Source organism: Pseudomonas faucium, from assembly GCF_021602585.1.
Taxonomy (GTDB): Bacteria; Pseudomonadota; Gammaproteobacteria; order Pseudomonadales; family Pseudomonadaceae; genus Aquipseudomonas; species Aquipseudomonas faucium.
Window position 1 is genome coordinate 102,458 of the sequence record NZ_BQIP01000018.1, and the last position, 25,277, is coordinate 127,734.

29 protein-coding genes are annotated in these 25,277 nt (G+C 65.0%); 16 read left to right on the forward strand and 13 right to left on the reverse strand.

The features are described from left to right. Window positions 1-227: 227 nt before the first annotated feature. The 5 genes from L6D75_RS19825 to L6D75_RS19845 are packed head-to-tail and all read right to left on the reverse strand — an operon-like array spanning window position 228 to window position 6,730. Window positions 228-605: a response regulator gene (locus L6D75_RS19825; protein WP_176511937.1), complete on the reverse strand. Its 378-nt coding sequence runs from the start codon at window positions 603-605 to the stop codon at window positions 228-230. A gap of 47 nt (window positions 606-652) precedes the next feature. Beyond that, a complete protein-coding gene (locus L6D75_RS19830; protein ID WP_176511936.1) occupies window positions 653-1,879 on the reverse strand; it encodes a hybrid sensor histidine kinase/response regulator in 1,227 nt (408 codons plus the stop codon). Continuing rightward, on the reverse strand, window positions 1,873-2,448 hold the full coding sequence (locus L6D75_RS19835; protein WP_176511935.1) for a chemotaxis protein CheB: 576 nt from the start codon (window positions 2,446-2,448) through the stop codon (window positions 1,873-1,875). The genes L6D75_RS19830 and L6D75_RS19835 overlap by 7 nt, the downstream gene beginning before the upstream one ends. After that, a complete protein-coding gene (locus tag L6D75_RS19840) occupies window positions 2,445-3,266 on the reverse strand; it encodes a CheR family methyltransferase (protein ID WP_176511934.1) in 822 nt (273 codons plus the stop codon). Before L6D75_RS19840 ends, L6D75_RS19835 begins: the two co-directional genes overlap by 4 nt. Next, window positions 3,263-6,730, reverse strand: a complete 3,468-nt coding sequence (locus L6D75_RS19845; protein ID WP_176511933.1) for a response regulator — start codon at window positions 6,728-6,730, stop codon at window positions 3,263-3,265. Before L6D75_RS19845 ends, L6D75_RS19840 begins: the two co-directional genes overlap by 4 nt. A 250-nt stretch (window positions 6,731-6,980) precedes the next feature. On the opposite strand from L6D75_RS19845, the gene L6D75_RS19850 reads away from it, so the two are divergent. Further along, window positions 6,981-7,331, forward strand: a complete 351-nt coding sequence (locus L6D75_RS19850; protein ID WP_176511932.1) for a response regulator — start codon at window positions 6,981-6,983, stop codon at window positions 7,329-7,331. Between the two features lie 85 nt (window positions 7,332-7,416). Here the strand turns inward: L6D75_RS19850 and cobF are convergent, their stop codons facing one another. After that, window positions 7,417-8,166: a precorrin-6A synthase (deacetylating) gene (cobF, locus tag L6D75_RS19855; RefSeq protein ID WP_176511931.1), complete on the reverse strand. Its 750-nt coding sequence runs from the start codon at window positions 8,164-8,166 to the stop codon at window positions 7,417-7,419. A gap of 65 nt (window positions 8,167-8,231) precedes the next feature. Next, window positions 8,232-9,521, reverse strand: a complete 1,290-nt coding sequence (locus L6D75_RS19860; RefSeq protein WP_176511930.1) for an OprD family porin — start codon at window positions 9,519-9,521, stop codon at window positions 8,232-8,234. A gap of 359 nt (window positions 9,522-9,880) precedes the next feature. Here L6D75_RS19860 and L6D75_RS19865 point away from each other — a divergent pair, with 359 nt between their 5' ends. From L6D75_RS19865 to L6D75_RS19875, 3 genes are all read left to right on the forward strand, one after another. After that, complete coding sequence (locus tag L6D75_RS19865) at window positions 9,881-10,240, forward strand: histone-like nucleoid-structuring protein, MvaT/MvaU family (protein WP_176511929.1); 360 nt, start codon at window positions 9,881-9,883, stop codon at window positions 10,238-10,240. Between the two features lie 224 nt (window positions 10,241-10,464). After that, a complete protein-coding gene (gene gloA / locus L6D75_RS19870) occupies window positions 10,465-10,992 on the forward strand; it encodes a lactoylglutathione lyase (RefSeq protein ID WP_176511928.1) in 528 nt (175 codons plus the stop codon). A 95-nt stretch (window positions 10,993-11,087) separates the two neighbouring features. Next, window positions 11,088-11,330 (forward strand): hypothetical protein, encoded by a 243-nt coding sequence (locus L6D75_RS19875; RefSeq protein WP_176511927.1) that lies wholly within the window; start codon window positions 11,088-11,090, stop codon window positions 11,328-11,330. Window positions 11,331-11,418: 88 nt separating this feature from the next. Here L6D75_RS19875 and L6D75_RS19880 read toward each other — a convergent pair whose 3' ends face one another. Beyond that, entirely contained in the window at window positions 11,419-12,240 is an 822-nt protein-coding gene (locus L6D75_RS19880) for a shikimate 5-dehydrogenase (protein WP_176511926.1), read from the reverse strand. 160 nt (window positions 12,241-12,400) lie between these two features. Here L6D75_RS19880 and L6D75_RS19885 point away from each other — a divergent pair, with 160 nt between their 5' ends. The 3 genes from L6D75_RS19885 (at window position 12,401) to pbpG (ending at window position 14,186) form a co-directional block, all read left to right on the forward strand. Further along, entirely contained in the window at window positions 12,401-12,739 is a 339-nt protein-coding gene (locus tag L6D75_RS19885) for a hypothetical protein (RefSeq protein ID WP_176511925.1), read from the forward strand. A 95-nt stretch (window positions 12,740-12,834) separates the two neighbouring features. Beyond that, window positions 12,835-13,017, forward strand: coding sequence for a hypothetical protein (locus L6D75_RS19890; RefSeq protein ID WP_176511924.1), 183 nt, complete (start codon window positions 12,835-12,837; stop codon window positions 13,015-13,017). Window positions 13,018-13,259: 242 nt separating this feature from the next. Next, on the forward strand, window positions 13,260-14,186 hold the full coding sequence (pbpG, locus tag L6D75_RS19895) for a D-alanyl-D-alanine endopeptidase (protein WP_176511923.1): 927 nt from the start codon (window positions 13,260-13,262) through the stop codon (window positions 14,184-14,186). Between the two features lie 160 nt (window positions 14,187-14,346). Here pbpG and L6D75_RS19900 read toward each other — a convergent pair whose 3' ends face one another. After that, on the reverse strand, window positions 14,347-14,772 hold the full coding sequence (locus tag L6D75_RS19900; protein WP_176511922.1) for a kinetochore Spc7 family protein: 426 nt from the start codon (window positions 14,770-14,772) through the stop codon (window positions 14,347-14,349). Between the two features lie 198 nt (window positions 14,773-14,970). On the opposite strand from L6D75_RS19900, the gene L6D75_RS19905 reads away from it, so the two are divergent. The 9 genes from L6D75_RS19905 (at window position 14,971) to L6D75_RS19945 (ending at window position 22,532) form a co-directional block, all read left to right on the forward strand. Further along, window positions 14,971-16,305: a lysine N(6)-hydroxylase/L-ornithine N(5)-oxygenase family protein gene (locus tag L6D75_RS19905; protein ID WP_176511921.1), complete on the forward strand. Its 1,335-nt coding sequence runs from the start codon at window positions 14,971-14,973 to the stop codon at window positions 16,303-16,305. 171 nt (window positions 16,306-16,476) lie between these two features. Beyond that, window positions 16,477-17,670 (forward strand): PepSY-associated TM helix domain-containing protein, encoded by a 1,194-nt coding sequence (locus tag L6D75_RS19910; RefSeq protein ID WP_176511920.1) that lies wholly within the window; start codon window positions 16,477-16,479, stop codon window positions 17,668-17,670. Beyond that, entirely contained in the window at window positions 17,667-18,206 is a 540-nt protein-coding gene (locus L6D75_RS19915; protein ID WP_176511919.1) for a thiamine pyrophosphate-binding protein, read from the forward strand. Before L6D75_RS19910 ends, L6D75_RS19915 begins: the two co-directional genes overlap by 4 nt. Beyond that, window positions 18,203-18,523 (forward strand): hypothetical protein, encoded by a 321-nt coding sequence (locus L6D75_RS19920; protein WP_176511918.1) that lies wholly within the window; start codon window positions 18,203-18,205, stop codon window positions 18,521-18,523. Before L6D75_RS19915 ends, L6D75_RS19920 begins: the two co-directional genes overlap by 4 nt. Next, window positions 18,520-19,104 carry a DUF6162 family protein gene (locus tag L6D75_RS19925; protein ID WP_176511917.1) on the forward strand — a complete coding sequence of 195 codons (585 nt, stop codon included), beginning with the start codon at window positions 18,520-18,522 and terminating at the stop codon, window positions 19,102-19,104. Before L6D75_RS19920 ends, L6D75_RS19925 begins: the two co-directional genes overlap by 4 nt. Window positions 19,105-19,121: 17 nt before the next feature. Further along, on the forward strand, window positions 19,122-20,024 hold the full coding sequence (locus L6D75_RS19930; RefSeq protein ID WP_176511916.1) for a metal ABC transporter substrate-binding protein: 903 nt from the start codon (window positions 19,122-19,124) through the stop codon (window positions 20,022-20,024). Continuing rightward, window positions 20,021-20,767 (forward strand): metal ABC transporter ATP-binding protein, encoded by a 747-nt coding sequence (locus tag L6D75_RS19935; protein ID WP_176511915.1) that lies wholly within the window; start codon window positions 20,021-20,023, stop codon window positions 20,765-20,767. The genes L6D75_RS19930 and L6D75_RS19935 overlap by 4 nt, the downstream gene beginning before the upstream one ends. Beyond that, window positions 20,767-21,666, forward strand: a complete 900-nt coding sequence (locus tag L6D75_RS19940; RefSeq protein WP_176511914.1) for a metal ABC transporter permease — start codon at window positions 20,767-20,769, stop codon at window positions 21,664-21,666. The genes L6D75_RS19935 and L6D75_RS19940 overlap by 1 nt, the downstream gene beginning before the upstream one ends. Further along, window positions 21,663-22,532, forward strand: a complete 870-nt coding sequence (locus L6D75_RS19945) for a metal ABC transporter solute-binding protein, Zn/Mn family (protein ID WP_176511913.1) — start codon at window positions 21,663-21,665, stop codon at window positions 22,530-22,532. The genes L6D75_RS19940 and L6D75_RS19945 overlap by 4 nt, the downstream gene beginning before the upstream one ends. Window positions 22,533-22,568: 36 nt before the next feature. On the opposite strand, the gene L6D75_RS19950 is transcribed toward L6D75_RS19945, so the two are convergent. Genes L6D75_RS19950 through L6D75_RS19965 form a run of 4 tightly spaced genes read right to left on the reverse strand, consistent with a single transcriptional unit; the run spans window position 22,569 to window position 25,194 of the window. Then, on the reverse strand, window positions 22,569-23,621 hold the full coding sequence (locus tag L6D75_RS19950; RefSeq protein WP_176511912.1) for a DUF1615 domain-containing protein: 1,053 nt from the start codon (window positions 23,619-23,621) through the stop codon (window positions 22,569-22,571). A 26-nt stretch (window positions 23,622-23,647) separates the two neighbouring features. Next, window positions 23,648-24,199 (reverse strand): hydrolase, encoded by a 552-nt coding sequence (locus tag L6D75_RS19955; protein WP_176511911.1) that lies wholly within the window; start codon window positions 24,197-24,199, stop codon window positions 23,648-23,650. 57 nt (window positions 24,200-24,256) lie between these two features. Continuing rightward, window positions 24,257-24,976 carry a thioesterase II family protein gene (locus L6D75_RS19960; protein WP_176511910.1) on the reverse strand — a complete coding sequence of 240 codons (720 nt, stop codon included), beginning with the start codon at window positions 24,974-24,976 and terminating at the stop codon, window positions 24,257-24,259. Next, window positions 24,973-25,194 carry an MbtH family protein gene (locus tag L6D75_RS19965; RefSeq protein WP_003256222.1) on the reverse strand — a complete coding sequence of 74 codons (222 nt, stop codon included), beginning with the start codon at window positions 25,192-25,194 and terminating at the stop codon, window positions 24,973-24,975. Before L6D75_RS19965 ends, L6D75_RS19960 begins: the two co-directional genes overlap by 4 nt. Window positions 25,195-25,277 lie beyond the last annotated feature (83 nt).

A 25,277-nucleotide genomic window follows, 5' to 3' on the forward strand; every position in this document is an offset into this window, starting at 1 on the left:
CACTGAGTTCGTTATTTCATCAAAGGAGCGCCAATGAAGTTGACGCCCGTACTTCGATCGAAGCGAAAGTACGTGAGGGCGTCAGCTGAAACGACTAGTACATCTGCCAGGCGGGAACTATAACCCCTGGAAACCACCTGTAAGTTTTATGCAACTTTCCAGTCAGTATTTTCTATATACGGTCAGTACCTGTGACAGCCGCCTTGCCGGCGACAGGGCCGGCAAGTTCAGCGCAACAGCGTTTGAATCTGCTGGTGCAAGGTATCCAGGTCGAACGGTTTGGCCAGGATCGGCGCCTTGCGCGCGATCGGGCTGCCGGATTCGAGGATTTCCGCCGGGTACCCGCTGATGAAGATCACCTTCAAGTCCGGGCGCAACTTCACCGCAGGCTCGGCGATCTCCACCCCGGAAATGCCACCCGGCAGGCGGAAATCGGTGACCATCAGGTCCAGGTGCGGCTTGCTCGCCAGGATCGCGAACGCCTGTTCGCCGTCTTCGGCCACCAGCACGTGGTAACCCTCGCCGGCCAGGTAGTCGCGCAGGATCATGCGGATCGCAGGTTCATCCTCGACCACCAGTACCACATCTTGTGCATCTTCACTCATGACTACAACGCCTTGAAATTCATACAGTTGGCCATCTGACCCCAGGCTTACGCAGAGGTTGCCCGCGCCTGGTCGTTTTGTGCAGCCGGTGCCGCCAGCGGCAGGAGCAGGCTGAACGTCGCGCCCTTGCCCTCCTCGCTTTCCACCAGAATGCGCCCGCCATGGGCCTGGACGATCTGCTCCGAGATGTACAGCCCCAGGCCCAGGCCACAGCTGGCCTGATGCGCGGCAACCCGCTCGAATTGCTGGAAGATCCGCTGCTGGTTAGCGGCACTGATGCCGATGCCCTGGTCCTGCACCTGCACCCAGGCCATGCCCTCGCGGGCAAACACCCGCACCTGCACCGGGCGCCGTTCGCCATAGCGCAATGCATTGGACAACAGGTTGGCCAGCACTTGTTCAATCCGAAACTCGTCCCACTCGCCTTGCAGCGCCTCGCAGCTCTGCAACTCGATGAAGGTTTCCAGCGCCGTGGCCTGGGCGGTGAAATTCTCCACCAGGCCACGGGCCAGCTGGCCCAGGTCGAACAGCTTGGGCCGCAGCGACAGTTTGCCAGTGCGGATGCGCGACACATCGAGCATGTCTTCGATCAGCCGGATCAGGCTGTTGATCTGCCGCTCGTCGCGCTCGACCATGGCCTGCAGCTTGTCGGCGCCGAAAGCGTCGAGGTTGCCGCGGGCCAGGTGCATCTTGCGCAGCTGGGTTTCCAGGATCAGGCCGTTGAGCGGCGTGCGCACCTCGTGGGAGACGATCGACATGAAGTCGTCGCGCATGCGCACCGCCCGCTCCAGCTCGCCCTGGGCCACCTGCAGCTGGGCCAGCAACTGCGCCTGCTGCTCGCGGCTGTGCTCCAGGGCCTGCAACTGGCGGTCGAGGACCTTGCGCTGGCGGTACAGGTCGACGAACACCGACACCTTGCTTTTCACCGCCATGGTCTCGAGCGGCTTGTGCAGAAAGTCCACCGCGCCGCTTTCGTAGCCCTTGAAGGCATAGTTCATCTCGCGGCCGGCAGCGGTGACGAAGACGATCGGGATATTGCGGGTCTTTTCCGTGCCGCGCATCAGCTCGGCCAGCTCGAAACCGTTCATGCCCGGCATCTGCACATCGAGGATGGCCAGGGCGAACTCGTGCTCGAGCAACAGCGACAGCGCAGCTTCCGCCGACTGCGCCTGATGCACCTCGCGGCCTTCACCCTGGATCAGGGCATCGAGGGCCAGCAGGTTTTCCGGCAGGTCGTCGACGATCAGCAGTTTGGCAGTGATGGGGCTTAGCATGCGCTGGATTCCAGGTTTGCGAGCAACTGCTCGATGCCGCTCAGAGAAAGTATATGGTCGGGCTGGTGCAGGGCCAGTGCGGCCTCGGGCATCAACGCCACCTGTGCGTCGCGAGGGTCCTGGACCACGGTCCGGCCGCCGCTGTTCTTGATGTAGGCAAGGCCCGCGGCGCCGTCCTCGTTGGCCCCGGTGAGGAGGATGCCAAGCAGGCCCTCGCCATACGCATCGGCCGCCGACACGAACAGGAAGTCGATCGCCGGGCGGGAGAAATGCACCGGGTCTTCCTGGCTCAGCGACAGGCTGAAGTCGCGCTCCACCGACAGGTGGTAACCAGGCGTGGCCACGTAGACTCGCCCGGGGGCGATGGCCTGCTTGTCATGCGCCTCGCTCACCGGCCGCTGCACCCGCCGCTGCAGCACTTCGGCCAGCTGGCTGTGGCGATCGTCGGGCAGGTGCAGCACGCACAACACCGGCGTGGCAAAGCCAGGCGGCAAGCCGCCAAGCACCTGCAACAGGGCCGCGACACCGCCCGCCGAGGCGCCGATCACTACTGCGCGTATGCCGTTCATGTCTTGCGGTAGATCCGTTCAGGCTTGACCAGCGGCTCGAAGTGCTCGCCGTAAGCGGAGAAATCCACCGACTCCTTGCTGCCCAGCACCAGGAAGCCGCGGTGGCACAGCGACTCGTGGAACAGCCCCAGCGCCCGGTCCTGCAACGCCTTGTTGAAATAGATCAGCACATTGCGGCACGACACCAGCTGGGTTTCGGAAAACACGCTGTCGGTGGCCAGGCTGTGGTCGGCGAAGGTCACGTTGTCGCGCAGGCTGCTGTCCATGATGGCGTTGCCGTAAGCGGCCGTGTAGTACTCGGAGAAGTCGCGGCGGCCACCGGCCCTGCGGTAGTTCTCCTCGTACTCGCGCATGCTCTGCATCGAATAGATGCCCTGCTTGGCCTTTTCCAGCGAGCGCGGGTTGATGTCGGTGGCATAGAGGATGGTGCGCTCCAGCAGGCCCTCTTCGCGCAGCAGGATGGCCATCGAGTACACCTCCTCGCCAGTGCTGCAGCCGGCGATCCAGATCTTGATCGACGGCCAGGTACGCAGCAGTGGCACCACCTCGTTGCGCAGCGCCAGGAAGTGACTGGGGTCGCGAAACATCTCGCTGACCGGGATGGTCAGGAACTGCAGCAGCTGCATGAACATCCCCGGGTCGTGCAGCACCCGCTCCTGCAGGCCCGACACGGTGAGGCAGTCGAACTGGCGCAAGGCATGCAGGATCCGGCGTTTGATCGAAGCGCCGGAGTAATCGCGGAAATCGTAGCTGTACTTGAGGTAGATCGCCTCGATCAGCAAGCGGATCTCGATGTCGGTGTTGCGTTCGCTAGTCAAATTCGCTCCAGTTGCGGCAGCCAGACGCGGATCAACGAGAACAAGCGGTCCAGGTCGATCGGTTTGGCCAGGTAATCATTGGCGCCAGCCTGCAGGCAACGCTGCTGGTCGTCCTTCATCGCCTTGGCGGTCACGGCAATGATCGGCAGCTTGCGCCAGCGCGGCTGCTGGCGGATCAGCCGGGTGGCCTCGAAGCCGTCCATCTCCGGCATCATCACGTCCATCAACACCAGGTCGATGTCGTCATGCTGCTCCAGGCGCTCGATGGCCTCGCGCCCGTTGCGGCCGATCTCGACGATCGCCCCCTTGTGCTCCAGGGCACTGGTGAGGGCGAAGATGTTGCGCACATCGTCATCCACCAGCAGCACCTTGCGGCCCTCGAACACCTTGTCGCGGCTGCGCGCGGTCTTGAGCATGCGTTGGCGTTCATGGGACAACTGCGATTCGACTTTGTGCAGGAACAACGTCACTTCGTCGAGCAGGCGTTCAGGCGAGCGCGCACCTTTGATGATGATCGAGCGCGAATACTTGAGCAGCTCGGTTTCTTCTTCGCGGGTCAGGTTGCGGCCGGTGTAGACGATCACCGGCGGGAAGGCGCGGATGTCTTCGGCGGTCATGCGCTTGAGCAGCTCGTTGCCGAGCATGTCCGGCAGCTTGAGGTCGATGATCATGCAGTCGTAGACGTTCTCGCGCAACAGCGCCAGGGCGTCCTGGGCCATGGCCACGGCAGTGATCTCGACATCGTCATCGCCGATCAGGCGGGCGATGCTCTCGCGCTGCAGGTCGTCGTCTTCGACCAGAAGGATGTGCTTGAGCTTCTGGGTCAGCTTGGCTTCCAGGCGGGCGAACACCTCCTTGAGCTGCTCGCGGCTGGTCGGCTTGACCGCGTAGCCCACCGCGCCCATGTGCATGGCCGCCTCGACGCGGTCTTCCACGGAAATGATGTGCACCGGGATGTGCCGGGTGCCGGCCAGCTCCTTCAGGCGCTGCAGCACGGTGAGGCCGGAATGGTCGGGCAGGCGCATGTCGAGCAGGATCGCATCGGGGATGTACTGGGCCGCCAGGGCGAAGCCTTCGTCGGCGCCCTGGGCCACCAGGCAGCTGTAACCCAGCTCGTGGGCCAGGTCGAAGAGGATGCGGGCGAAGTTCGGCTCGTCCTCGATCACCAGGATGCAGCGGTTGCTGAACGGCGCGCGCTCACGGTCGTCGGCAAAGGCCAGCGGCGACAGCTTGGGCGCCGACGGCACTGCCACCTTGGGTGCCGGTGGCAGGGTATCGACCGCCGGGCGCAGGCTCAGCGCCTCGAACTCCTCGGCCTCGGCCTCGTAGCGCTCGGGCAGGATCAGGCTGAACACGCTGCCCTGGCCGGGGCTGCTGTCAACGGTGATCTGCCCGCCCAGAAGGTGCGCCAGGTCGCGGGAAATCGACAGGCCAAGGCCGGTGCCGCCGTAGCGGCGGTTGCTGCTGCCATCGACCTGGTGGAAGGCGCCGAAGATCGCCTGCTGCTGGTCGGCGGCGATGCCGATGCCGGAATCGCGCACGGCAAAGACGATGCCGGTGCCGGCCTGGTAGCTGATGGCCAGGCTGACCTGGCCGTGGTCGGTGAACTTGATGGCGTTGGACAGCAGGTTCTTGAGGATCTGCTCCAGGCGCTGGCGGTCGGTGAACAGCGTGGCCGGCACCTGCCCTTCGCTCTTGACCTCGAAACGCAGGCCCTTGTGCTCGGCCAGCGGCACGAACATGCCGCGCAGGCCCTCGACCAGGCGCTCCAGCTGGGTGGTCTCGGGGCGCACTTCGAGCTTGCCGGCCTCGACCTTGGCGATGTCGAGGATGTCGTTGATCAGGTTCAGCAGGTCGTTGCCGGCCGAATAGATCGATTCGGCGAACTTGACCTGCTCGCCGCTGAGGTTGCCCTCGCCGTTCTCGGCCAGCAGCTTGGCCAGGATCAGCGAGCTGTTGAGCGGCGTGCGCAGCTCGTGGGACATGTTGGCGAGGAACTCGGACTTGTACTTGCTCGAGCGCTGCAGGTCGTCGGCGCGGGCCTGCAGCTCTTGCTGGGCCTGGCTCAGTTCGTCGTTCTTGCGGTCCAGCGCATCGGTGCGCTCGGACAACTGCTCGTTGGTCTGCTCGAGCTCGGCCTGCTGGGTTTCCAGGTGCGCCTGGGACTCCTTGAGCACCCGCGACTGCTCTTCGAGCTCTTCGTTGGCGGTCTTGAGCTCTTCCTGCTGCACCTGCAGCTCTTCGTTCAGTTGCTGGGTTTCGGCCAGCACTTCCTGCAGGCGCTGGCGGTAGCGGGCGCTTTCGATGGACATGCCGAGGTTGCCGCCAACCCGCTCCATCAGCTCGTCATCGCGCTCCTGCAAGGGGCGCAGGAAGCCCAGCTCGATCACCCCGTTGATCTGGCCATCGTCGCTGGCCGGCATCAGCAGCGCGCTGCGCGGCAGGCCGCTGCCCAGCCCGGAGCTGAAGTGGTAGTAGTCTTCGGGCAGGTCATCCAGGCGCAGCAGGCGCCCTTCGCGCACGGCCTGGGCCAGCAGGCCGTCGTGGCTGGCCAGCACCTGCTCGCGGGCTTGCTGCTCGGCATCCAGGCCATAGCTGGCCACGCGCACCAGGCGGCCATGGCCGTCGCGCACGTACAGCGCGCCGACCACGCTGCCCAGGTAGCTGGCGAAGAAACGCAGGATGTTGTCGCCGAGCATGGGCAGGGTCAGTTGCCCCAGCACCTGCTCGGCCAGCTGGGTCTGGCCGTTGCGCAGCCAGGCCTGGTGTTCCAGGCGCTCGGCCGAGCGTTGCTGGGCCTTGAGGTTGTCATCGTAGCTGCTGGACAAGGCCATCAGGTCGCGCCGGCCGAGGTAGGCGAGCAAGCCGCTGAGGCCGACGATGAACAGCACGAAGGCGGTGATGGCGGTTACCGTGACGCTGCTGACCTTTTCATTGCGGGCCATGCGCAGTTGCTGTTCGGTGCCGACCAGGTCGTCGAATTCCTTGCGGATTTCGTCGGTGATGCGCTTGCCGCGGCCATTGCCGACGGCCTCGCGGTAATCGCCGCCCTTGCGACGCTGGGCGATCATCTCGCCGCCAAAGTCGTTCCAGGCTTGCTGCAAGGCGATCAGGCGATCGATGCGGTCGACCTGCTGCGCATTGTCTTCGACCATGCCGCGCAAGCTCTGCAGGCTGCCGAGGATTTTCGGCTTGGCTACCTCGTAGGGGTCGAGGAAGCGCTCGTCGCCGGTGATCAGGAAGCCGCGCATGCCGGTTTCCATGTCGATAGAAAGCTTGACCGTTTCATTGGCATTGCCGATGACCCGGTCGGTGTGCTCGACCCATTGCATGGCCGACAGCAAGTAGTTGATCACCGCGACGAAGGCTACGGCTCCGAGCAGGCCCAACCCTAGCGGCAGGCCTATGTTGCGGCTCAACAGCTTGCGAAAGCTGCGTTGGTCCATCGAGGCTGCTTGAATCATCTGAAAACGCCCGAGCGAAAAAGTCCATGGATCAGTGTGGCGGCCGAAGCCTGGTTTGTCTGCCGCTGCGCTCACCGGTTAACCCGCGAGTCTAACCAGCTTTGCCGGCTTCGGCAGGGCATTTAGCCAGTATTTGAAGGTTGCTTGCACGAATCGTTCCCTTCAATTGTGATGGTCGGTATCCTCGGGAACTTCTGTCACCGCATTGCGAACAGAATAGAGACATGCCTTTTTCTACAGGATACAAACCATGCACCTTCTGGTAGTCGAAGACGACGACATCGTTCGCATGCTGATGGTCGAAGTGCTCGACGAATTGGGCTACAAGGCCATCGAAGCGGAAAACGCCACGAGTGCCCTGCGCATTCTCGAAGACCCCAACCAGCCCCTGGCCCTGCTGATGACCGACGTGGGCCTGCCGGACATGCGCGGCGAAGAGCTGGCGGCCAAGGCCCGGGCGCTGCGCCCGGTGCTGCCGGTGCTGTTCGCCAGCGGCTATGCCGAGAGCTTGAACGTGCCCGAAGGGATGCACATGATCGGCAAGCCGTTCAGCATCGAGCAGTTGCGTGAAAAAGTGGTGGGGATTCTCGGTACGCCCTGAATTCGCCTGTGGCCCTATCGCCGGCAAGCCGGCTCCCACAAAGGCTGTGGGAGCCGGCTTGCCGGCGATAGGGCCAGTACATTCCCTACAGCTCCCGGCGCAACAGGTAGGTATCCATGATCCACCCCTTGCGCGCCCTCAGCGCTTCGCGCACCTGCACAATCTGCGCTTTCACCGCCTGCAGCGGCCCGGCAATCAGCACTTCGTCCGCCGTGCCCAGGTAAGCCCCCCAGTAAATCACCAAACCCGGGTCGTCGAGCTCGGCGAATGCCCCCTGCCCATCGAGCATCACCACCACATTGTCGATCACCCCCTGCTCGCCCAGGCGCCGCCCAGGCAGCACGGTCAGCGGCTCGCCGATGCGGTTGAGGGGGACCTGGTGCCGCGCCGCCAGCGCCTGCACGCTGCTGATACCCGGTATCACCTGCAGACGCAGGGCAACACCGCGCTCGCGGACCAGGTCGAGAATGCGCAAGGTGCTGTCATACAGGCCCGGTTCGCCCCACAGCAAAAAGGCGCCGATGTCCTCGGCGCCCAGTTCTTCATCGATCAGCTGGGCGTACAGGGCGGCGCGCTGGCGATGCCAGTCCTGCACGGCCTGCAGGTAATCCGCCGCCTCGGCATCGCGCTGCGGGTCGGCCACCTGCACCAGGCGATAGCCGCCCTCGGCGCAGTAGCGCTCGAGGATGGCCTTGCGCAGGCGTACCAGCTCGTCCTTGGCATTGCCCTTGTCGAGCACGAAGAACACCGTGGCGCGGCGCAGCGCGTCCACGGCCTCGAACGTCACCTGGCGCGGGTCACCCGGCCCGATGCCGATCAGCAGCAGCTGTTTCATTGCCTTACCCTGCAAGGGAACCAGCGGCCATTGTCGGCCGCCCGCCCGGGTTTGGCAAAACGCGCTTAGAAGATCGAGAAGTTGTAGCTGACGATGACCCGCGTTTCGTCCATGTCCCGCGCCCACTTCTCGTAGTTGCTGCGGTAGGTGGAGTTACGCAGGCGCACGCTGACATCCTTGAAGGTGCCGCTCTGTACCTGATACTTGAACTCGGTGTCGCGTTCCCATTCCTTGCCTTCGTCGTTGCTGCCCGGGACCTTGATATGGTCGCCGTTGATGTAGCGGGTGAAGAAGGTCAGGCCAGGCACGCCGAGGGCCTTGAAGTCGTAGTCGTAGCGCAGCTGCCAGGAGCGTTCCTGGGCGGCGGCGAAGTCGTTGACCTGGGCGTAGTTGACCAGGTACGGGTTGGTGCCATCCAGATACGGCATGGCGCTTTCGCCGTACATGCGCTGCCAGCCGGCGCTGATCTTGTGGCCGCCCAGGCTGTAGCCGAGCATGCCGCTGAAGGCGCGGTGGTCGATCTCGCCGGCACGGGCGTTGCCGATGTCGTCGCTCTTGATCAGGCGCAGGTCGGCCGACAGGCTGCCCACCGCAAGCGGCTGGCTGGCGACGAAGCCGAGGAAGTGCTGGCGGTAGATGTTCTCGAGCTTGGACACCTGGTACTGGGCACTGAAGCGGTCATTGAAGCGGTAGTCCAGGCCGGCCAGGTCGAAGTGGTCCGCTTCGATGTCGCAGGCATAGCGCTTGTTCTTGCAGTGCACGCGAATGTCCTGGCGGTCGGTGGAGTCACGCGCCGTGTACTGGTTCAGCCGGGCCAGGGTGAACTTGAGGTCCTTGACTTCTTCGGAGGTGAGCATGGCGCCATGGAACATGGTCGGCAGCAGGCGGCCATCGTTGTATTTCAACAGTGGAACATCCGGCATCATCGAGCCGTACTTGAACACGGTATTGGAAACCTTGGCCTTGGCCGCCAGGCCCATCTTCGCGTACTGGTCTTCGGAGTGCCGCGGGTCATGCCCGGAAGACGGCAACAAGCCGCTGTTACTGTCGGCGGGGCTGGAGTCGAGTTTGAAACCCAACATGCCCAGTGCATCGATACCAAAACCGACCGGGCCTTGGGTATAACCCGACTGGACATTCAGAATGAAACCTTGCGCCGCTTCTTCGCGCTTGGACGCGCCTTGGCTGGAACTGCTGTGGCCGTCACGAAAATCCCGGTTGAAATAGACCGTGCGCGCTTCGACCTTGGCAGTACTGTCTTCAAGGAAACCGGCGGCCTGGGCCTGGGCACCGGCACACAACAGCAACAGGCCGGCAACACGGCGCCCGGGGGCGAGAGGAAAAGGGGCAAACATGCGAGGGAACATCCAGAACAAAAGGCAGAAAAACAAATCCGATGCACACTCAAGGGGCACGGATGCGAGATGGCCGAACAGTCGCCGGCCATCATCTGAAATGATCGCGCAGATGCTCTACTGCGGGCCATTGGACCATGGTCTAGTGCCCCGCCCGCAGGGCCGCAAAAAACCGCGAATTTACCGCTCGAAAAACTAGCAAAGTTCCCAAGTTACTTGAAAAAGTTTGCGGTTTACCGGCCTGCCACAAGTGTCTACACTCGATACCAGCGAACAGTATGACCCACCCGCGTGGCCGGCGTTATTTGTCTTCAATGTTCGTCACGCCCTGCCACGGTAGACGTACAGGAGTGATTACAGTGTCCAGACTTGCAGAGTTTCGTGCTGCCGAAAAAGCGCTCCAGGAACAAATGGCGCAACTGGAGGCGCTGAAAAAGGATGCCGGCCTCAAACGCGAAATCGAATTCGAGCAGAAACTAGTCGGCCTGATGAAAAGCTATGACAAAAGTCTGCGCGATATCATCGCCATCCTGGATCCGAAAGCCGCGACCCGCAGCACGGCCAGTGCGCCAAAACAGACACGCAGGCCCCGCGTGGTGAAAGTGTACGAAAACCCCCATACGGGCGAACTGATCGAGACCAAAGGCGGCAACCACCGCGGCCTGAAGGCCTGGAAGGAACAGTACGGTGCGGCGAAGGTGGAAAGCTGGGTACGCTGATGAAACGTCAACACCTGCTTCACACTTTTTTCACAAGCACTGCAGCAGTATCGAAACAGCTAAAGGACTAGCGACCCCATCACGCGCCCGCACATGCGGGCCTCTAATTCCAGCGCCCTGCTCTCGTGCAGGGCGCTTTCATTTGCGCAATCGCTTCACTGCCGTATCATGGCCCACCTGTCTGTTCCGCTGGCCGCGCGGCCAGCCCCGTCTCTGGAGTACCCATGAGCCTGCACGATCTGCACACCCTGCCGGGCGTTACCGCCCAACCTGACGCCGCCACCGCCCAGTTCGTCTTCAACCACACCATGCTGCGGGTCAAGGACATCGAGAAATCGCTGGACTTCTACACCCGCGTGCTGGGTTTCCGCCTGGTCGACAAGCGCGACTTCCCGGAAGCGGCCTTCAGCCTGTACTTCCTGGCCCTGGTCGACCCGGCGCAGATCCCTGCCGACGACGCCGCCCGCCACCAGTGGATGAAATCCATCCCCGGCGTACTGGAGCTGACCCACAACCACGGCACCGAAAACGACGCCGAGTTCGCCTACCACAACGGCAACACCGACCCGCGCGGTTTCGGCCACATCTGCATCTCGGTGCCGGACGTGCGTGAAGCCTGCGCCCGCTTCGAGGCGCTCAACGTGCCGTTCCAGAAGCGCCTGGCCGATGGCCGCATGAACCACCTGGCCTTCGTCAAAGACCCCGACGGCTACTGGGTCGAAGTGATCCAGCCAACCGAGCTCAAGGGCTGACGCCTACCCGCTCGCGCTCGTCGGGCCGGGAACTTGCGGCCCTTCGCTGTGGTATATGAAGGTAAGCGCTTCATAGCCACAGCGAGGTAAGGACGATGCAATCCCTGCACTGTGAATACCGCGACCACACCATCACCGCCGCCGTGATGCCCCACCCCGATTCTCCCCTGCCCTATGCCGCCGGCTGCCTGATCACCGACCCTGAAGGGCACACCAGCAGGCGCATTTCGATACCGATGAAGTTCTTCTCCGACCTCGAGAATGCCCAGCATGTGTCGCTGGCCCACGGCCGAGCGTTGGTGGATGAGCAGTTGGACAAGGGGCACAAAGCCTTCTGATCCGCTTTGAGGGCCCCATCGCCGGCAAGCCGGCTCCCACAGGTATTGTGGGAGCCGGTTTGCCGGCGATGGGGCCCTCAAAAGCAACCTACCCCGCCCGCGCGAACGCCACCGCTGCCTCGACCTGCTGCGCCGTCGGCCGCACACCGGTGTACAGCACGAACTGCTCCAGCGCCTGCAAGGCAATCACCTCAAGCCCGGTGATCACCGGCTTGCCCAACGCCTGTGCACGCCGAATCAGCGGCGTCTGCGCCGGCATCGCCACCACATCGAACACGCGCTCGGCAGCGGCAATGGCCTGCTCGCTGAATGCCAGGTGTTCAGCTTCCTGGCCACCCGCCATGCCAATCGGCGTCACGTTCACCAGCATCGGCGGGCACAGGTCACCCAGCTCGGCCACCCAGCGATAGCCGCAGACATCGGCCAACTGCCGCCCAGCCTGCTCGTTGCGCGCCACGATCACACCTTCCTCGAACCCCGCATCGCGCAAGGCACTGGCCACCGCCTTGGCCATCCCGCCACTGCCACGCAGGGCAAACGCGGTGGCCGGGTCGACCTGGTGCTGCTCGAGCAAGTGCCGCACCGCCAGGTAGTCGGTGTTGTAGGCCTTGAGATGGCCATCGGTGTTGACCAGCGTGTTGACCGACTCGATCGCCGCCGCAGAGGGGTCGATTTCATCGACCAATGCCATGCAGGCCTCCTTGTACGGCATCGACACCCCGCAGCCCCGGATGCCCAGCGCACGGATGCCGGCCACGGCAGCCGGGAGGTCGTCGGTGGTCATGGCCTTGTAGTAATAGTCCAGGCCCAGCTGCTCATAGAGGTGGTTATGAAAGCGCACGCCAAAGGTGCCGGGCCGGCCGGCCAGGGAGATGCACAGCACCGTGTCTCTGCTGGGAGTTGTGGCCATAACCTGCTCCTTTCTCATGACTGAAACGTTTGTTCAGCGTAACAGAGGCAACCGCTGGTCGCCCCTTACACAACCTTTACCGTTCCCCTGTGCTCAGCTGACAGAGCCCAGAGTCATAGTAATAGGGCCCCAAGCGTGGGGTTTCTTGCGAGGACGTCTCATGAACCGCCTTATCCCCGGAATCGCCCTGCTGGTCGGTGCCCTGGCCATCAGCGGGCAAGCCAACGCCCACGGTGGCGGTGGTGGCTGGTATGGCCCGGGCCCGCTGCTCGGCGCCGCGGTGGTCGGGGCCGTGGTCGGGGCGACGGTCAGCGCCGGCCACGACCGCACCGTGTATGTGCAGCAGCAACCGGCCTACTACGGGCCGCCCCCGGTGTACGTGCAGGCGCCACCGCCGCCGCCGGTGTACTACCAGCCCTACTACGTGCCGGCGCCGCCGCCCCCGGTCTACCGCGCCTACTACCCGCCGCGGGTGTATTACGGCCCGCCGCGCTGGTGACCGTAGAAAATACTGATGAGCACTATTGAACAAGTTGATTTCAAACCGGTAAGGCTGCTGCGTAAGGTAGGGCCATGTTTCACAGGAGGTCCCCCATGGCCACTATTCAGATCATGTCCGTCATCGGCAGTGCCGTCCCCACCACACTGCGTGAGCAGGGGCTGCTGGCATGCTGGTACCTGGTGCGCAACGGCGAAGCCGTAAGCGGCCCGCTGGCTACCCGCGCCTCGGCCCAAGCCCTGGCTGAACAACTGCAGGCCGGTAGCCTGCTCGCTTGACCGAATTTGTTGTGCGTTGCTCCCTACGCCCTTTGCGACCCGCCCTATGGCGGGTCTTTTTTTGCCCGCACGAACCGACGAACGGCGGCGGGATAACCGTTACAGCATGAAGCTTTTTTCATTTCCAAGGGCTGGCTCAACGAGCAATCGACAGGCGTTCAGCCATACTCCAGAATGCGAGCGTTTTTTGGGGGAAAACCCTTGCACAGCCAACGACATACCAACCTTTAGTGAGCCTCAACGTGAAAACATCCCTGTCCATCCTCAGCCTGTTGCTGTTGCTCACAGGTACCGCGACCCTTCCGTCGACCGCTGCTGCACAACCCCCAGCACAGGTTCAGCGCGACCCCAGCAAGCTGCACCTGGCTTCCGGCAGTGCCTTGCTGATCGACCTGAACACCAACCAGGAACTGTATTCCAGCCACGCCGACCGCGTGGTGCCGATTGCCTCGGTGACCAAGCTGATGACGGCGATGGTGGTGCTGGACGCCAAGCTGCCCATGGATGAGATGCTCACCATGACCATCGCCAACAACCCGGACATGAAAGGCGTGTATTCGCGGGTGCGCCTGGGCAGCGAGCTGAACCGCCGCGAAACCTTGCTGATTACCCTGATGTCGTCGGAAAACCGCGCCGCCACCACCCTGGCCAACCACTACCCAGGCGGCTACCCGGCCTTTATCAAGGCGATGAACGCCAAGGCCCGCAGCCTGGGCATGAGCCACACCCGCTACATCGAGCCCACCGGCCTGTCGACGCAGAACGTGTCCACCGCCCGTGACCTCGGCAAGCTGCTGATGGCTTCGCGCAAGTATCCGATGCTGAGCGAGCTGTCGACCACCCGCGAAAAGACCGTGGCGTTCCGCAAACCCAACTACACGCTGGGTTTCCGCAATACCGACCACCTGGTGAACAAGAGCAACTGGGACATCAAGCTGACCAAGACCGGCTTCACCAATGAAGCGGGCCACTGCCTGGTGCTGCTGACCCGGATGGACAACCGCCCGGTGGCGATGGTGATCCTCGACGCCTTTGGCAAGTACACCCACTTCGCCGACGCCAGCCGCATGCGCCAGTGGCTGGAGACTGGCGCGACTAAGCCTGCGCCAGCGGTGGCGATGCAGTACAAGTCGGACCGCCAGAACAAGGGCCGCCTGGCCACCGAGTAAGACCCGGTCGCCTGTAGGAGCGGCCTTGTGTCGCGAAAGGGCTGCGAAGCGGCCCCAGCAATCTCAGGGCCACTGAAATCTTGGGGCCACTGAAATCCTGGGGCCGCTCCGCGACCCTTTCGCGACACAAGGCCGCTCCTACAAACGGTCAAGCAAGGCCTCAGGCCTGGGTGCTGACCATCCCGCCGGCACTGCTGCCGCCGGTCTTCTGCAAGGCTTCGAGCAACTGCGCAGTAGCCTGCATGATCTCGCCATTGAGCGTGGCAATGCTCGCCTGCTTGCCCGTTACCGCCGCCATCTTGGATGTTTCATCCATTTTCCGCGCCATCAGGTCGGCCAGCTGCTTCTGCTCCTCGACCAACTGCTGCTGCAGCCGCTTGATCATTTCGCGCAACTGCTTGATGTGCGCCGGCTCGCTGCTTTCTTCGCTGCCCTGGGCGCCCTGCGCCTGGCCACTGCCGCGCAGTTTCGAAGTGTCCGCCTGAACGGCCGTGCCCTGGCTTTCTTCGGCCTTGTCCGCTTCGCTGGCCACCGCTGCCGTGGCGGCGGGTGCGTTGCTGATGGTTACCGCTGCGATACCTACCATGTGTTTGTCCCTGCGTTGAAATGGTCCTTGCATCGACCTCCCTATCGGCCGCCACGCGCTGACCTTTAGCGCCAGCGGCCAGGCGGTACCTGGCCCGCCAGTAAATTCCCCACCCCCTGGCTCGTTTCAACCCATGTACCTACGCAGGAGCCGGAGCCCCGGCGGGCGTCCACATTCGACCATTATGGAATCGCAGCCATGAGCCAGTCTTCGCACCCGGAAACCATCAAAGACCTGATCGGCGTGGGCTTCGGCCCTTCCAACCTGGCCTTGGCCATCGCCCTGGAAGAACTCGCCCAGAGCCAGGGCCACGCCCTCGACGCGCTGTTCATCGACAAGCAGCAGGAATACCGCTGGCACGGCGAAACCCTGGCCACCCAGAGCGAGCTGCAGATCTCCTTCCTCAAAGACCTGGTGTCGCTGCGCAACCCCACCAGCCCCTACAGCTTCGTCAACTACCTGCACCAGAAGCAGCGCCTGGCCGACTTCATCAACCTCGGCACCTTCTACCCCTGCCGCCTGGAGTACAACGACTACCTGCGCTGGGCCGCCGAGCACTTCGCCACCCAGGCGGTGTATGGCGAGCAGGTGCTGCGCATCGAGCCGGAAGTGAAAGCCGGCCGCATCGAGCACCTGCGCCTGGTGTCGCGCGATGGCCAGGGCCGCGAATACAGCCGGCGCACCCGTTCGGTGGTGGTCGGCACCGGCGGCACGCCAAAGATTCCGGAGAAATTCGGCGCGTTCAAGGACGACCCGCGGGTGTTCCACCACTCCCAGTACCTGAGCAGCCTGAACAAGCTGCCCTGCACCCAGGGCAAGCCGATGCGCATCGCGGTGATCGGCTCAGGCCAGAGCGCCGCCGAAGCGTTCATCGACCTCAACGACAGCTACCCGTCGGTGAAGGTCGACATGGTGCTGCGCGGCTCGGCGCTCAAGCCGGCCGATGACAGCCCGTTCGTCAACGAGATCTTCTCGCCGGACTACACCGACCTGGTCTACAACGAGCCGGCCGACCAGCGCGCCAAGTTGCTGGGCGAGTACCACAACACCAACTATTCGGTGGTCGACCTGGACCTGATCGAGCGCATCTACGGCATCCTCTACCGCCAGAAGGTCGCCCACCAGTTCCGCCACAACGTGCTCTGCCGCCGCCAGGTGGAGGCCGTGGTGGCAACCCGCGAGGGCATCGAGCTGACCCTGCGCGACTTGGCCACCGGCCAGCAGCAGACCCACCGCTACGACGCCGTGATTCTCGCCACCGGCTACGAGCGCCGCTCGCACCGCGACCTGCTGGCACCGCTGCAAGGCTACCTGGAAGACTTCAGCGTCGATCGCAACTACCGCGTGCTCGCCAGCCCCGAGCTGCAGGCCTCGGTGTACCTGCAAGGTTTCTGCGAAAGCAGCCATGGTCTGAGCGACACCCTGCTGTCGGTACTGCCATCGCGCGCCGCCGAGATCGGTCAGGCGCTCTACCACGACCTGGCCCGCCAGCACGGCGCCGTGCAAGCCCCGGTCGCCCTGACCAGCGCCTGAGTTTTAGGGCAAACAATGGCCGGCAAGGTGCCCTGCACCCTGCCGGCCTTTTTGCGCCCTGAAACATTTGCTTGCACTTGAATTGTCGGGTTTTTGATTCTCATTCGTCCTTTAGATATGCAGCCCCAGTGGTTGGGCCTGTGCTCGACCCTTATTTTCAGAAGACGACCGATGGCCAAAACCCCGAAAAAATCCAAGTCCAGGCTGTGGTTCCTGGTGCACAGCTGGCTCGCCCTGCCGATCTGGTTCTTCGTGCTGATCGTCTGCTTCACCGGCATGCTCGCGGTGGTCAGCCAGGAGATCGTCTGGCTGGCCAACCCGGATGTGCGGGCCAGCAAGCCAGACGACAGCGCCGAACGCCTGAGCTTCCAGCAGGTGCTCGACGCCTTGCACAAGGCCGAGCCCGACATGGCGGTGCGCTCGCTGCGCCAGCCCGACGGCTCGCACTTCGCCATCACCGCCGGCGTGACCTACCCCGACGGCAGCAGCCCCACGCTCTATGTGAACCCCTACAGCGGGGCGATCCAGGGCAAGGTCCCGGACTTCAACTTCGAGGCCTTCACCCGCGCCCTGCACGGCTGGTGGCTGGTGCCGTTCACCAACGGCTTCAGCTGGGGCTGGTACCTGGTGTCGATGCTCGGGCTGCCGATGCTGGCGTCGCTGGTAACGGGGCTGGTGGTGTACAAGAAGTTCTGGAAGGGCTTCTTCAAGCCGGTACGCACCGGGCACGGTTCGCGCATCTTCTGGGGTGACCTGCATCGCCTGGCCGGGGTCTGGTCGATCTGGTTCATCGCGGTCATCTCCATCACCGGCACCTGGTTCCTGATCCAGGCCATCCTCTTCGACAACCAGATTTCCATCTCCAGCGAGCCGGTGGCCCCGGTCATCGCCCGCGAAGAGGTGCCGCAAACGGCCGATGGCAGCCCGGCGCCACGCATCGACGTGGATGAAGCGGCGCGCCTGGCCGGGCTGGCGGTGCCGGGGCTGGACATCAACGCCGTGGTGCTGCCGGCCACCGCCTACAGCCATATCACCCTCAGCGGGCCGGGTTGGTATCCGCTGATGTTCCAGAGCGCCAACGTCAACCCCTATACCCGCAACGTCGACAGCCAGTTCGTGATCAGCGACCGCAGCGCCCTGGAGTTCGTCACCGAATCGATGCGCCCGCTGCACACCGGCGACTTCGGCGGCCTGCCGATCAAGCTGATCTGGTTCTTCTTCGGCCTGGTGCTGACCCTGATGGTGTTCAGCGGCCTGCTGATCTGGACCAAGCGCACCGCCCAGGCCACCGCCGCCGCCCTCAAGCGCAGCGAACGCGCACCGCGCCAGGCGCGCCGTGAAACCACCGTGGAGATCCGCCCATGAGCCAGGCCCAGCCCCTGCCCGCCAGCCCGCTCAAGCAGTGGTGGCTGAAGTGGCGCTTTCACCTCAACATCCTGCTGATCCTCATCCCGCTGGGCTTCATGCCCAAGTACTTTGCCGATGCCGCGCTGTTTCGCGGCGATGCCGGCCTGGGGGTGAACCCGGTCAACGACATCCAGGTCGGCCCGTACCGCCTGGACCTTGCCGAGCTGCGCAACGAAGCCCCCCGCGCCGACGGCCCGGCAGGCCACTTCAAGGCCTTCAACGCCGCCCTGTGCAAGGCCTGCGTCGGCGAGGTCAAGGCCGTCTACCTGCGCATCGGCAAGCCACGCAGCCTGCGCGCCGCCGGCACCATCTTCTTCGGCGCGCCGTATCGCATGGGCACCAACCTGCCGATTCCACCGCGCACCCGGCCCGACGCCGAGGTGTGGATCACCGTCGAGGGCTGGGACGGCAGCCTGCACCAGGCGTCGGTCCCGCTGGCCAAGGCATCCCCCGCCACCGTGGCCTGGCTCGAACAACAAGGAGGCAAGAAATGAACTACCTGCTGCGCACCCTCGCCCTGCCCCTGCTGGCCCTGGCCGCAGGCCCGGCGCTAGCCCACAACCCGATGTGCGAATGCCAGGAGGTCGCTGGCGGCCAGGTCAGGTGCACCGGCGGCTTCTCCGATGGCAGCGGCGCGCCGGGGGTGACCCTGGATGTGATCGGCTACGACGAGCAAGTGCTGGTCGGCGGCAAGCTGGGCGAAGACTCGAGCTTGACCTTCAAGCGCCCGGACGGCGAATTCTACGTGCTGTTCGACGCCGGCCCCGGGCACGTGGTGGAAGTCGACTACGCCGACATCGCCCAACCATGAGTGCCCAGGCCCCCAGCCGTACCCAGGTGGTACGCCCCGCCGGTGCCGGGCACGAAACCCTCTATGTGCTGCTGGTCAGCCTGCTGATCCTCGCCCTCGCCGCCTCGGTGGTGCTGCTGCGTGGCGAGCGCGACGACCAGCAGCCCATCGCCAGCCACCAGATCGACGCCCGCCGCGACCTCAGCGCCGCCGAACAGGGCATCTACACCGACCTGCGGGTGGCGTTCGACGAGATCCAGCTGATGCGTGACGAAGCCGCCGCCGTGCCCAGCGTGGCCATGCTGGCCGAGGAAGGCCTGCCGCCGTTCGTGGAGGACGCCGGCAGCCAGAGCCGCGGCGCCCACCAATGGGCCTGGTTGCCGCTTGGCGCCTACCTCGGCCGCAGCCAGGCGCCGCAGGTGGCCGGCAGTTTCCTGTTGATCCTGCCGGGCGACGGCAGCGCCGAGGCCGATGTGTGGCTGCGCCGCGACAGCGCCGCCATGGCCCCGGACGACCTTGGCCAGGCCGCGCTGATCGCCGCCGGCTGGCAACAGGTGGTCAGCCATTACGACGCCGGGGTCACCCGCCAACACCGTCATTGAACCCAAGGATTCCCGCCATGTTCCGCTCCGCCCTCGCCCTGCTGCTGGCCTGCGCCTTCCCCGTGCTGGCCCTGGCCGATACCGGCAAACCCCTGCGCATCGGCATCACCCTGCACCCTTACTACAGCTACGTGAGCAATATCGTCGGCGACAAGGCCGAGGTGGTGCCGCTGATTCCCGCAGGCTTCAACCCACATGCCTACGAGCCCCGCGCCGAAGACATCAAGCGCATCGGCACCCTGGATGTGGTGGTGCTCAACGGCGTCGGCCATGACGACTTCGCCGACCGCATGATCGCCGCCAGCGAAAAGCCCGGCGTCGCCACCATCGAGGCCAACCAGAACGTGCCGCTGCTGGCGGCCACCGGCATCGCCGCGCGCGGCGCCGGCAAGGTGGTCAACCCGCACACCTTCCTGTCGATCAGCACCACCATTGCCCAGGTCAACAACATCGCCCGCGAGCTGGGCAAGCTCGACCCGGCCAACGCCAAGTTCTATACGCAGAACGCCCGGGCCTACGCCAAGCGCCTGCGCACCCTGCGCGCCGAGGCCCTGGCCAAGGTCACCGAAGCCCCGGATGCGACCTTCCGCGTGGCCACCATCCACGCCGCCTACGACTACCTGGTGCGCGACTTCGGCCTGGAGGTGACCGCCGTGGTCGAGCCCGCCCACGGCATCGAGCCGAGCCCGGCGCAGTTGAAGAAAACCATCGACCAGCTCAAGGCGCTGGACGTGAAGGTGATCTTCTCGGAGATGGATTTTCCCTCGGCCTATGTCGAAACCATCCAGCGTGAATCCGGCGTGCGCCTGTACCCGCTGACGCACATTTCCTACGGCGAATACACCAAGGACAAGTACGAAGTGGAGATGAAGCGCAACCTCGACACCGTGGTCCGCGCCATCCAGGAGAACCGCGCATGACCGCCGCCGCCCACCTCGCCGTGCCCGACGGCCCGCGCATCGAGTTTGCCGGCATCGAGCTGACCCTGGGCCGCACGCGCATCCTCGAACAGGTGAGTTTCAGCGTCGCGCCCGGCAGCGTGCACGCCATCGTCGGGCCCAATGGCGGCGGCAAGAGCTCCTTGATCAAGACCCTGCTCGGGCAGATGCCGCACCAGGGCCAACTGACCCTGCACTGGCCCGCCGACCAGCAAATAATCGGCTACGTGCCCCAGGCGCTGGAGTTCGACCGCGGCCTGCCGATGACCGTGGACGATTTCATGGCCGCCATGTGCCAGCGCCGCCCGGCGTTCCTCGGCCTGTCGCGCCGGGTTGCACCTGCGATCGACGCGGCGCTGGCGCGGGTGGGCATGCTCGACAAGCGCAAGCGGCGCATGGGTGCGCTGTCCGGCGGCGAACGCCAGCGCGTGCTGCTGGCCCAGGGCCTGATTCCCGAGCCGCAACTGCTGGTGCTGGACGAGCCGATGTCGGCGCTCGACGAAGCCGGCATCCAGGTGTTCGAGCAACTGCTGCTCAGCTGGCGCCAGGCCGGCACCACCGTGCTGTGGATCGAGCACGACCTGCAAGCGGTGATGCGCCTGGCCGACCGGGTCACCGGGCTGAGCCGCCAGGTACTGTTCGATGCCCCGCCTGCCCAGGCCCTCACCCCCGAGCGCCTGCTCGGCCTGTTCTCCGTCCACCCGCGCAGCGAGAGCCTCGCCTGATGAGCTATGAAGCATTCCGCCAACTGGTCCAGGAATGGGCCAATGCTGGCTACCTGCCGGAGGCACTGGCCTACGGTTTCGTGATCAACGCGCTTTTGGCCGGGCTGATGATCGGCCCGGTGCTGGGCGGCCTGGGCACCCTGGTGGTGGTCAAGCGCTTTGCCTTCTTCTCCGAAGCCGTCGGCCATGCCGCGCTCACCGGCGTTGCCATCGGCATCCTGCTCGGCGAGCCCTACACCGGCCCCTACGGCAGCCTGTTCGGCTACTGCCTGCTGTTCGGCATCGTGCTCAACTTCCTGCGCAACCGCACCGGGCTGTCGCCGGACACGCTGATCGGGGTGTTTCTGTCGGTGTCGCTGGCGCTGGGCGCGAGCCTGCTGCTGATGCTGGCCGGCAAGATCAACGTGCACATCCTGGAGAACGTGTTGTTCGGCTCGGTGCTGACCGTCAGCGGCCAGGACCTGGTGGTGCTGGGCATCGTCGCGGTACTGGTGCTGGCGTTGGCGCTGCCCTTGTACAACCGCATCATGCTGGCCAGCTTCAACCCGCAGCTGGCGGCCGTGCGCGGGGTGGCGGTGAAAACCCTGGACTACCTGTTCGTGGTGCTGGTGACGCTGGTGACCGTGGCCTCGGTGAAGGTGATTGGCGCCATCCTGGTGGGGGCCTTGCTGGTGATCCCGGCGGCCGCCGCACGCCTGGTCAGCCAGTCGCTCAAGGGCTTCTTCTTCATCGCGGTGCTGATCGCCACGCTGAGCACCTTGCTCGGCATCCTGCTGCCGATCATGTTCGACCTGCCGGTGCCCTCCGGCGCCGCGATCATCCTGGTGGCGGGCATCTGCTTCGCCCTCGCCGCCCTGGCCCGCGCCCTCGTTCCACGCCTGCAAGGAAACCCGGCATGAACCTCAAGCAACTGACCCTGGCGCTGGCCCTGGCCGGCGCGCCCACGCTGGCCAGCGCCACGCAAGTGCTGGCCTCCCTGCCCGTCACCCACAGCCTGGCCAGCGCCTTGCTCGCCGGCACCTCGGTGCAACTCACCCGCGCCGCGCCGGCCAACCTGCCGGCCAGCCGCCAGCCAGCCTACTTCAGCAGCCGCGGCGGGGCCAGCCTGGCCAAGGCTGCGCAGCAGGCCGATGCGGTGATCGGCGTGCGTTCGATCTGGCGTGATGACCCGCTGTACCCGCTGGCCCGGCGCAGCAACATCCGCATCGTCGAGATCGATGCCGCGCGCCCGGTGGACGGCGTGCTGCCGGGCATCGCGGTGGTCGGCGACGATGCCTACGCGGCCTACCCGTGGCTCAGCCCGACCAATCTGGGGCGCATGGCCGATGTGCTGGCCAATGACCTGGAGCGCCTGGCGCCGGCCGAGCAGGCGCGGATCAAGGCCAACCTGGCGGGGGTGAAGCGCCAGCTGCTGGCGTTGACCGCTGACAGCCAGACCCAGCTGGCTCAGGCCGACAACCTGGCGGTGGTGAGCCTGTCCGAGCGCTTGGGGTATCTGGCCAGCGGGTTGAACCTGGATGTGGTGGAGCAGCCACTGCCGGCGCAGGGCAAGTGGGACGCGGCGGCGCTCAAGGCGCTGGCTGACAACCTGAGGGATCAGGACGTGGCGCTGGTGCTGGACCATCGGCAGCCGGAGGCGGCGGTGGTTGAGGTGATCAAGGCCAGTGGGGCGAAGCTGCTGGTGGTGGAGAGTGACCCGGAAGATGCGGTGGCGGGGTTGAAGGCCAGTGTCGAGCAGGTGGTCGGGGCATTGCGCGAGGGGTGATGGTGCCCTCGCCGGCGATGGGGCCGGTACAGACTGCTAGCGCTTCATGCACCGCTGATACCGCTCATCCACCCGCCCGGCAAACCACGCGGTGGTCAGCTTGCGGGTGATCTTCGGGCTCTTCAGCTCGATCCCCGGCAACACCGCCCGCGGCAGCGGCTTGCCCGCCGCCGCATCGGCCAGGGCAAACACCCCGCTGTACAGCTTGCTGTCCTCGAACGCCAGGCGGTCACCCAGTTCAAGCTGGCTGCGAATCTGCGTATTGCGCAACCCCAGCTTCACCCCCAGCTTGCGCGCCGCCTGCTCGGTGGTGCCCGGCATGATCGCCCCGGGCGCGATCAGGTCGCCATCCAGTGCCAGCCCTGCGCCAGTCACCTGGCTCAGCGCCGCCTGAAACGCCGCATTGCGGCTCGCGTACCAACCGGCATTGAAATCGGCGAAGCGATAAAGCTGGCGCTCATAGTGCGCGGGGTAACCCAGCAAGTGGGCGATGCCGAAGTACATGCCCCCTCGGCGGGAGAACACCTCCTGGCGAATCGTGCCGCTGTAGGTGTAGGGGTAATCCTTGGCATGCTGTTCGGCGAACTCGACGCTGACCTGCATCGGCCCGCCCGTGTGCACCGGGTTGAGCCCGCCGAGCAAGGTCTTGCCCAGCGGCAAGCGGGCGATGAATTCATCGTACAGCGCACTCAGCTCTTTCTCGCTGCGCACGGCGAGCAAACGCTGTTGGTAGGTCTTGCCATTGCCCGATTGCGTGTTCAGCGCACCGTCCACCAGCAGGCGCGGCACATGCAGCTTGGCGGCGCGACGGTCGATTTCCTCGCGGGCGATACGGCCCAGGTTGGGCACCTGCGGGTCGGCGTTGAAGGTCGATTCCTGCTCGGTCACCGCCAGCACCGCGCACAGGTTGCTCTTGCTCGGCGCCAGGCGCTGGGCTTCGAACGCCTGCTGGATGTCCCTGGCCCAGCCTTCGCGGTCCTTGGCCTGCGCCGGCAGCAGGCGCAGCAGCTGGGCACGCACCTTGGCGGGGTCGGCCTCAGGCTCCTCCTCACGCCGCCCGGCGCAACCTTGCAGCAGCGCCAGGGCCATCAGGCCCGCCGCGACTAGCCGGCCGTTCAGGGCTGCTCACCGACCATGTAGGCCTTGCTGATGTGGCGAAACTGCGGGTGGCTGGCGCTGCCCAGCAGCTCGAACAGCACCATCTCGCGGGTCACGATCTGTGCGCCCGCCTGGGCCATGCGCGCAAGGCCTGCGGCCTTGTTGGCCGGGGTGCGGCTGTCGCATGCGTCTTGCACCACGAACACCTGCTTGCCCAGGCCCAGCAGGCCGAGCACGGTCTGCAGCACGCAGACGTGGGTTTCCATGCCGCAGACGATCACCTGTTCGCGCGCCATCAAGCTGGCGGGCAGGCACTGGGCGGCCACGCAGGAAAAATGGGTTTTCTCGACCACCTCGGCGCCAGGCGCAACCGCCAGCAGTTCAGCCAGGGTGTGGCCCAGGCCCTTGGGGTACTGTTCGGAAATCACGGTCGGCAGTTCCAGCTCGGCGCAGGCCGCCAGCAACCAGCGCGCGCGGGCACGGGTGCCCTCGGGGTCGCTCATGGCGCCGATGAGTTTTTCCTGGATGTCGACGACCAGCAGCGTGGCCTTGTGAGGATCGATCAGCATTGTCTGCCCCTTGCCTGGGAAAACGCCTAGCGTCCACCAGGCAAGCGGCGACGTCAATCAGGCGCTCATGCGATGGGGCTCGAGTGCTGCCACCAGCTCGCCCAGCACAGGGTCCTCGTGCTCATGGATGAAGAAGTGGCCGCCGGGGAACATGCGCAGCGAGAAATGGCCGTGGGTTTCCCTGCCCCACGCCAGCAGTTGCGCTTGGCTGGCGCGGTCAGCGTCACCCCCGAGCACGTGCAGCGGGCAGCCCAGCGTGGGCCGCTGGCGATAGGCATAACGGCCGCAGAGCAGAAAATCTGCGCGCAGGATGGGCAGGGTCAGGCTCATCAGCTCATCGTTGGCCAGCACTTCTTCCGGCGTGCCGTTGAGCGTGCGCAACTCGCTTTTCAGCGCCTCATCGCTCTTGGGCTCGCGCCAGTTCTCGCCGTCGTAGCCCTCGCGCCGGGTGGGCGCCGCGGTGCCGCAGGCGAAGAGCGCCAGCGGTGGTGGGCAACCCAGCGCCTTGAGCTCATGGGCCAGCTCGAAGGCCAGCAGCGCGCCCAGGCTATGGCCGAGCAGCGCATAGGGCGCGGCGGTGGCCAGGCGTTGTTCGCCGGCCAGTTGCCGGGCCAGGGCCTGCAGGTCGGTCTGCAGCGGTTCGGCCATGCGCGCCCCGCGCCCGGGCAACTCGACCGGGCGCACCTGCAGCCAGGCCGGCAGCTTGCGCCGCCAGCGGCTGTAGACCATCGCGCTGGCGCCGGAATACGGCAGGCACAGCAGGTTGAGGGTGGTCACTGGGCGGCGGCTTCGGCCATTTTCTGGCGCAGGCTCAAGGGGCGCATGTCGGTCCACACTTCATCGATGTAGGCCAGGCAGTCCTTCTTCAGGCCACTCTTGCCCACGGCGCGCCAGCCGTTGGGGATGGCCTTGTAGTCGGGCCAGATGGAATATTGCTCTTCGTGGTTGACCACTACCTGGAACTGGATATCGTCGCGGTCGAAAACGGAAGTCATTGCCTGTCTCCTTGAGTGATAGATGCCGGTACGCGCTTGGCGTGGGAGGGCTCTCAGGTAGACGTAGGGGGAGTCGGAAAAAT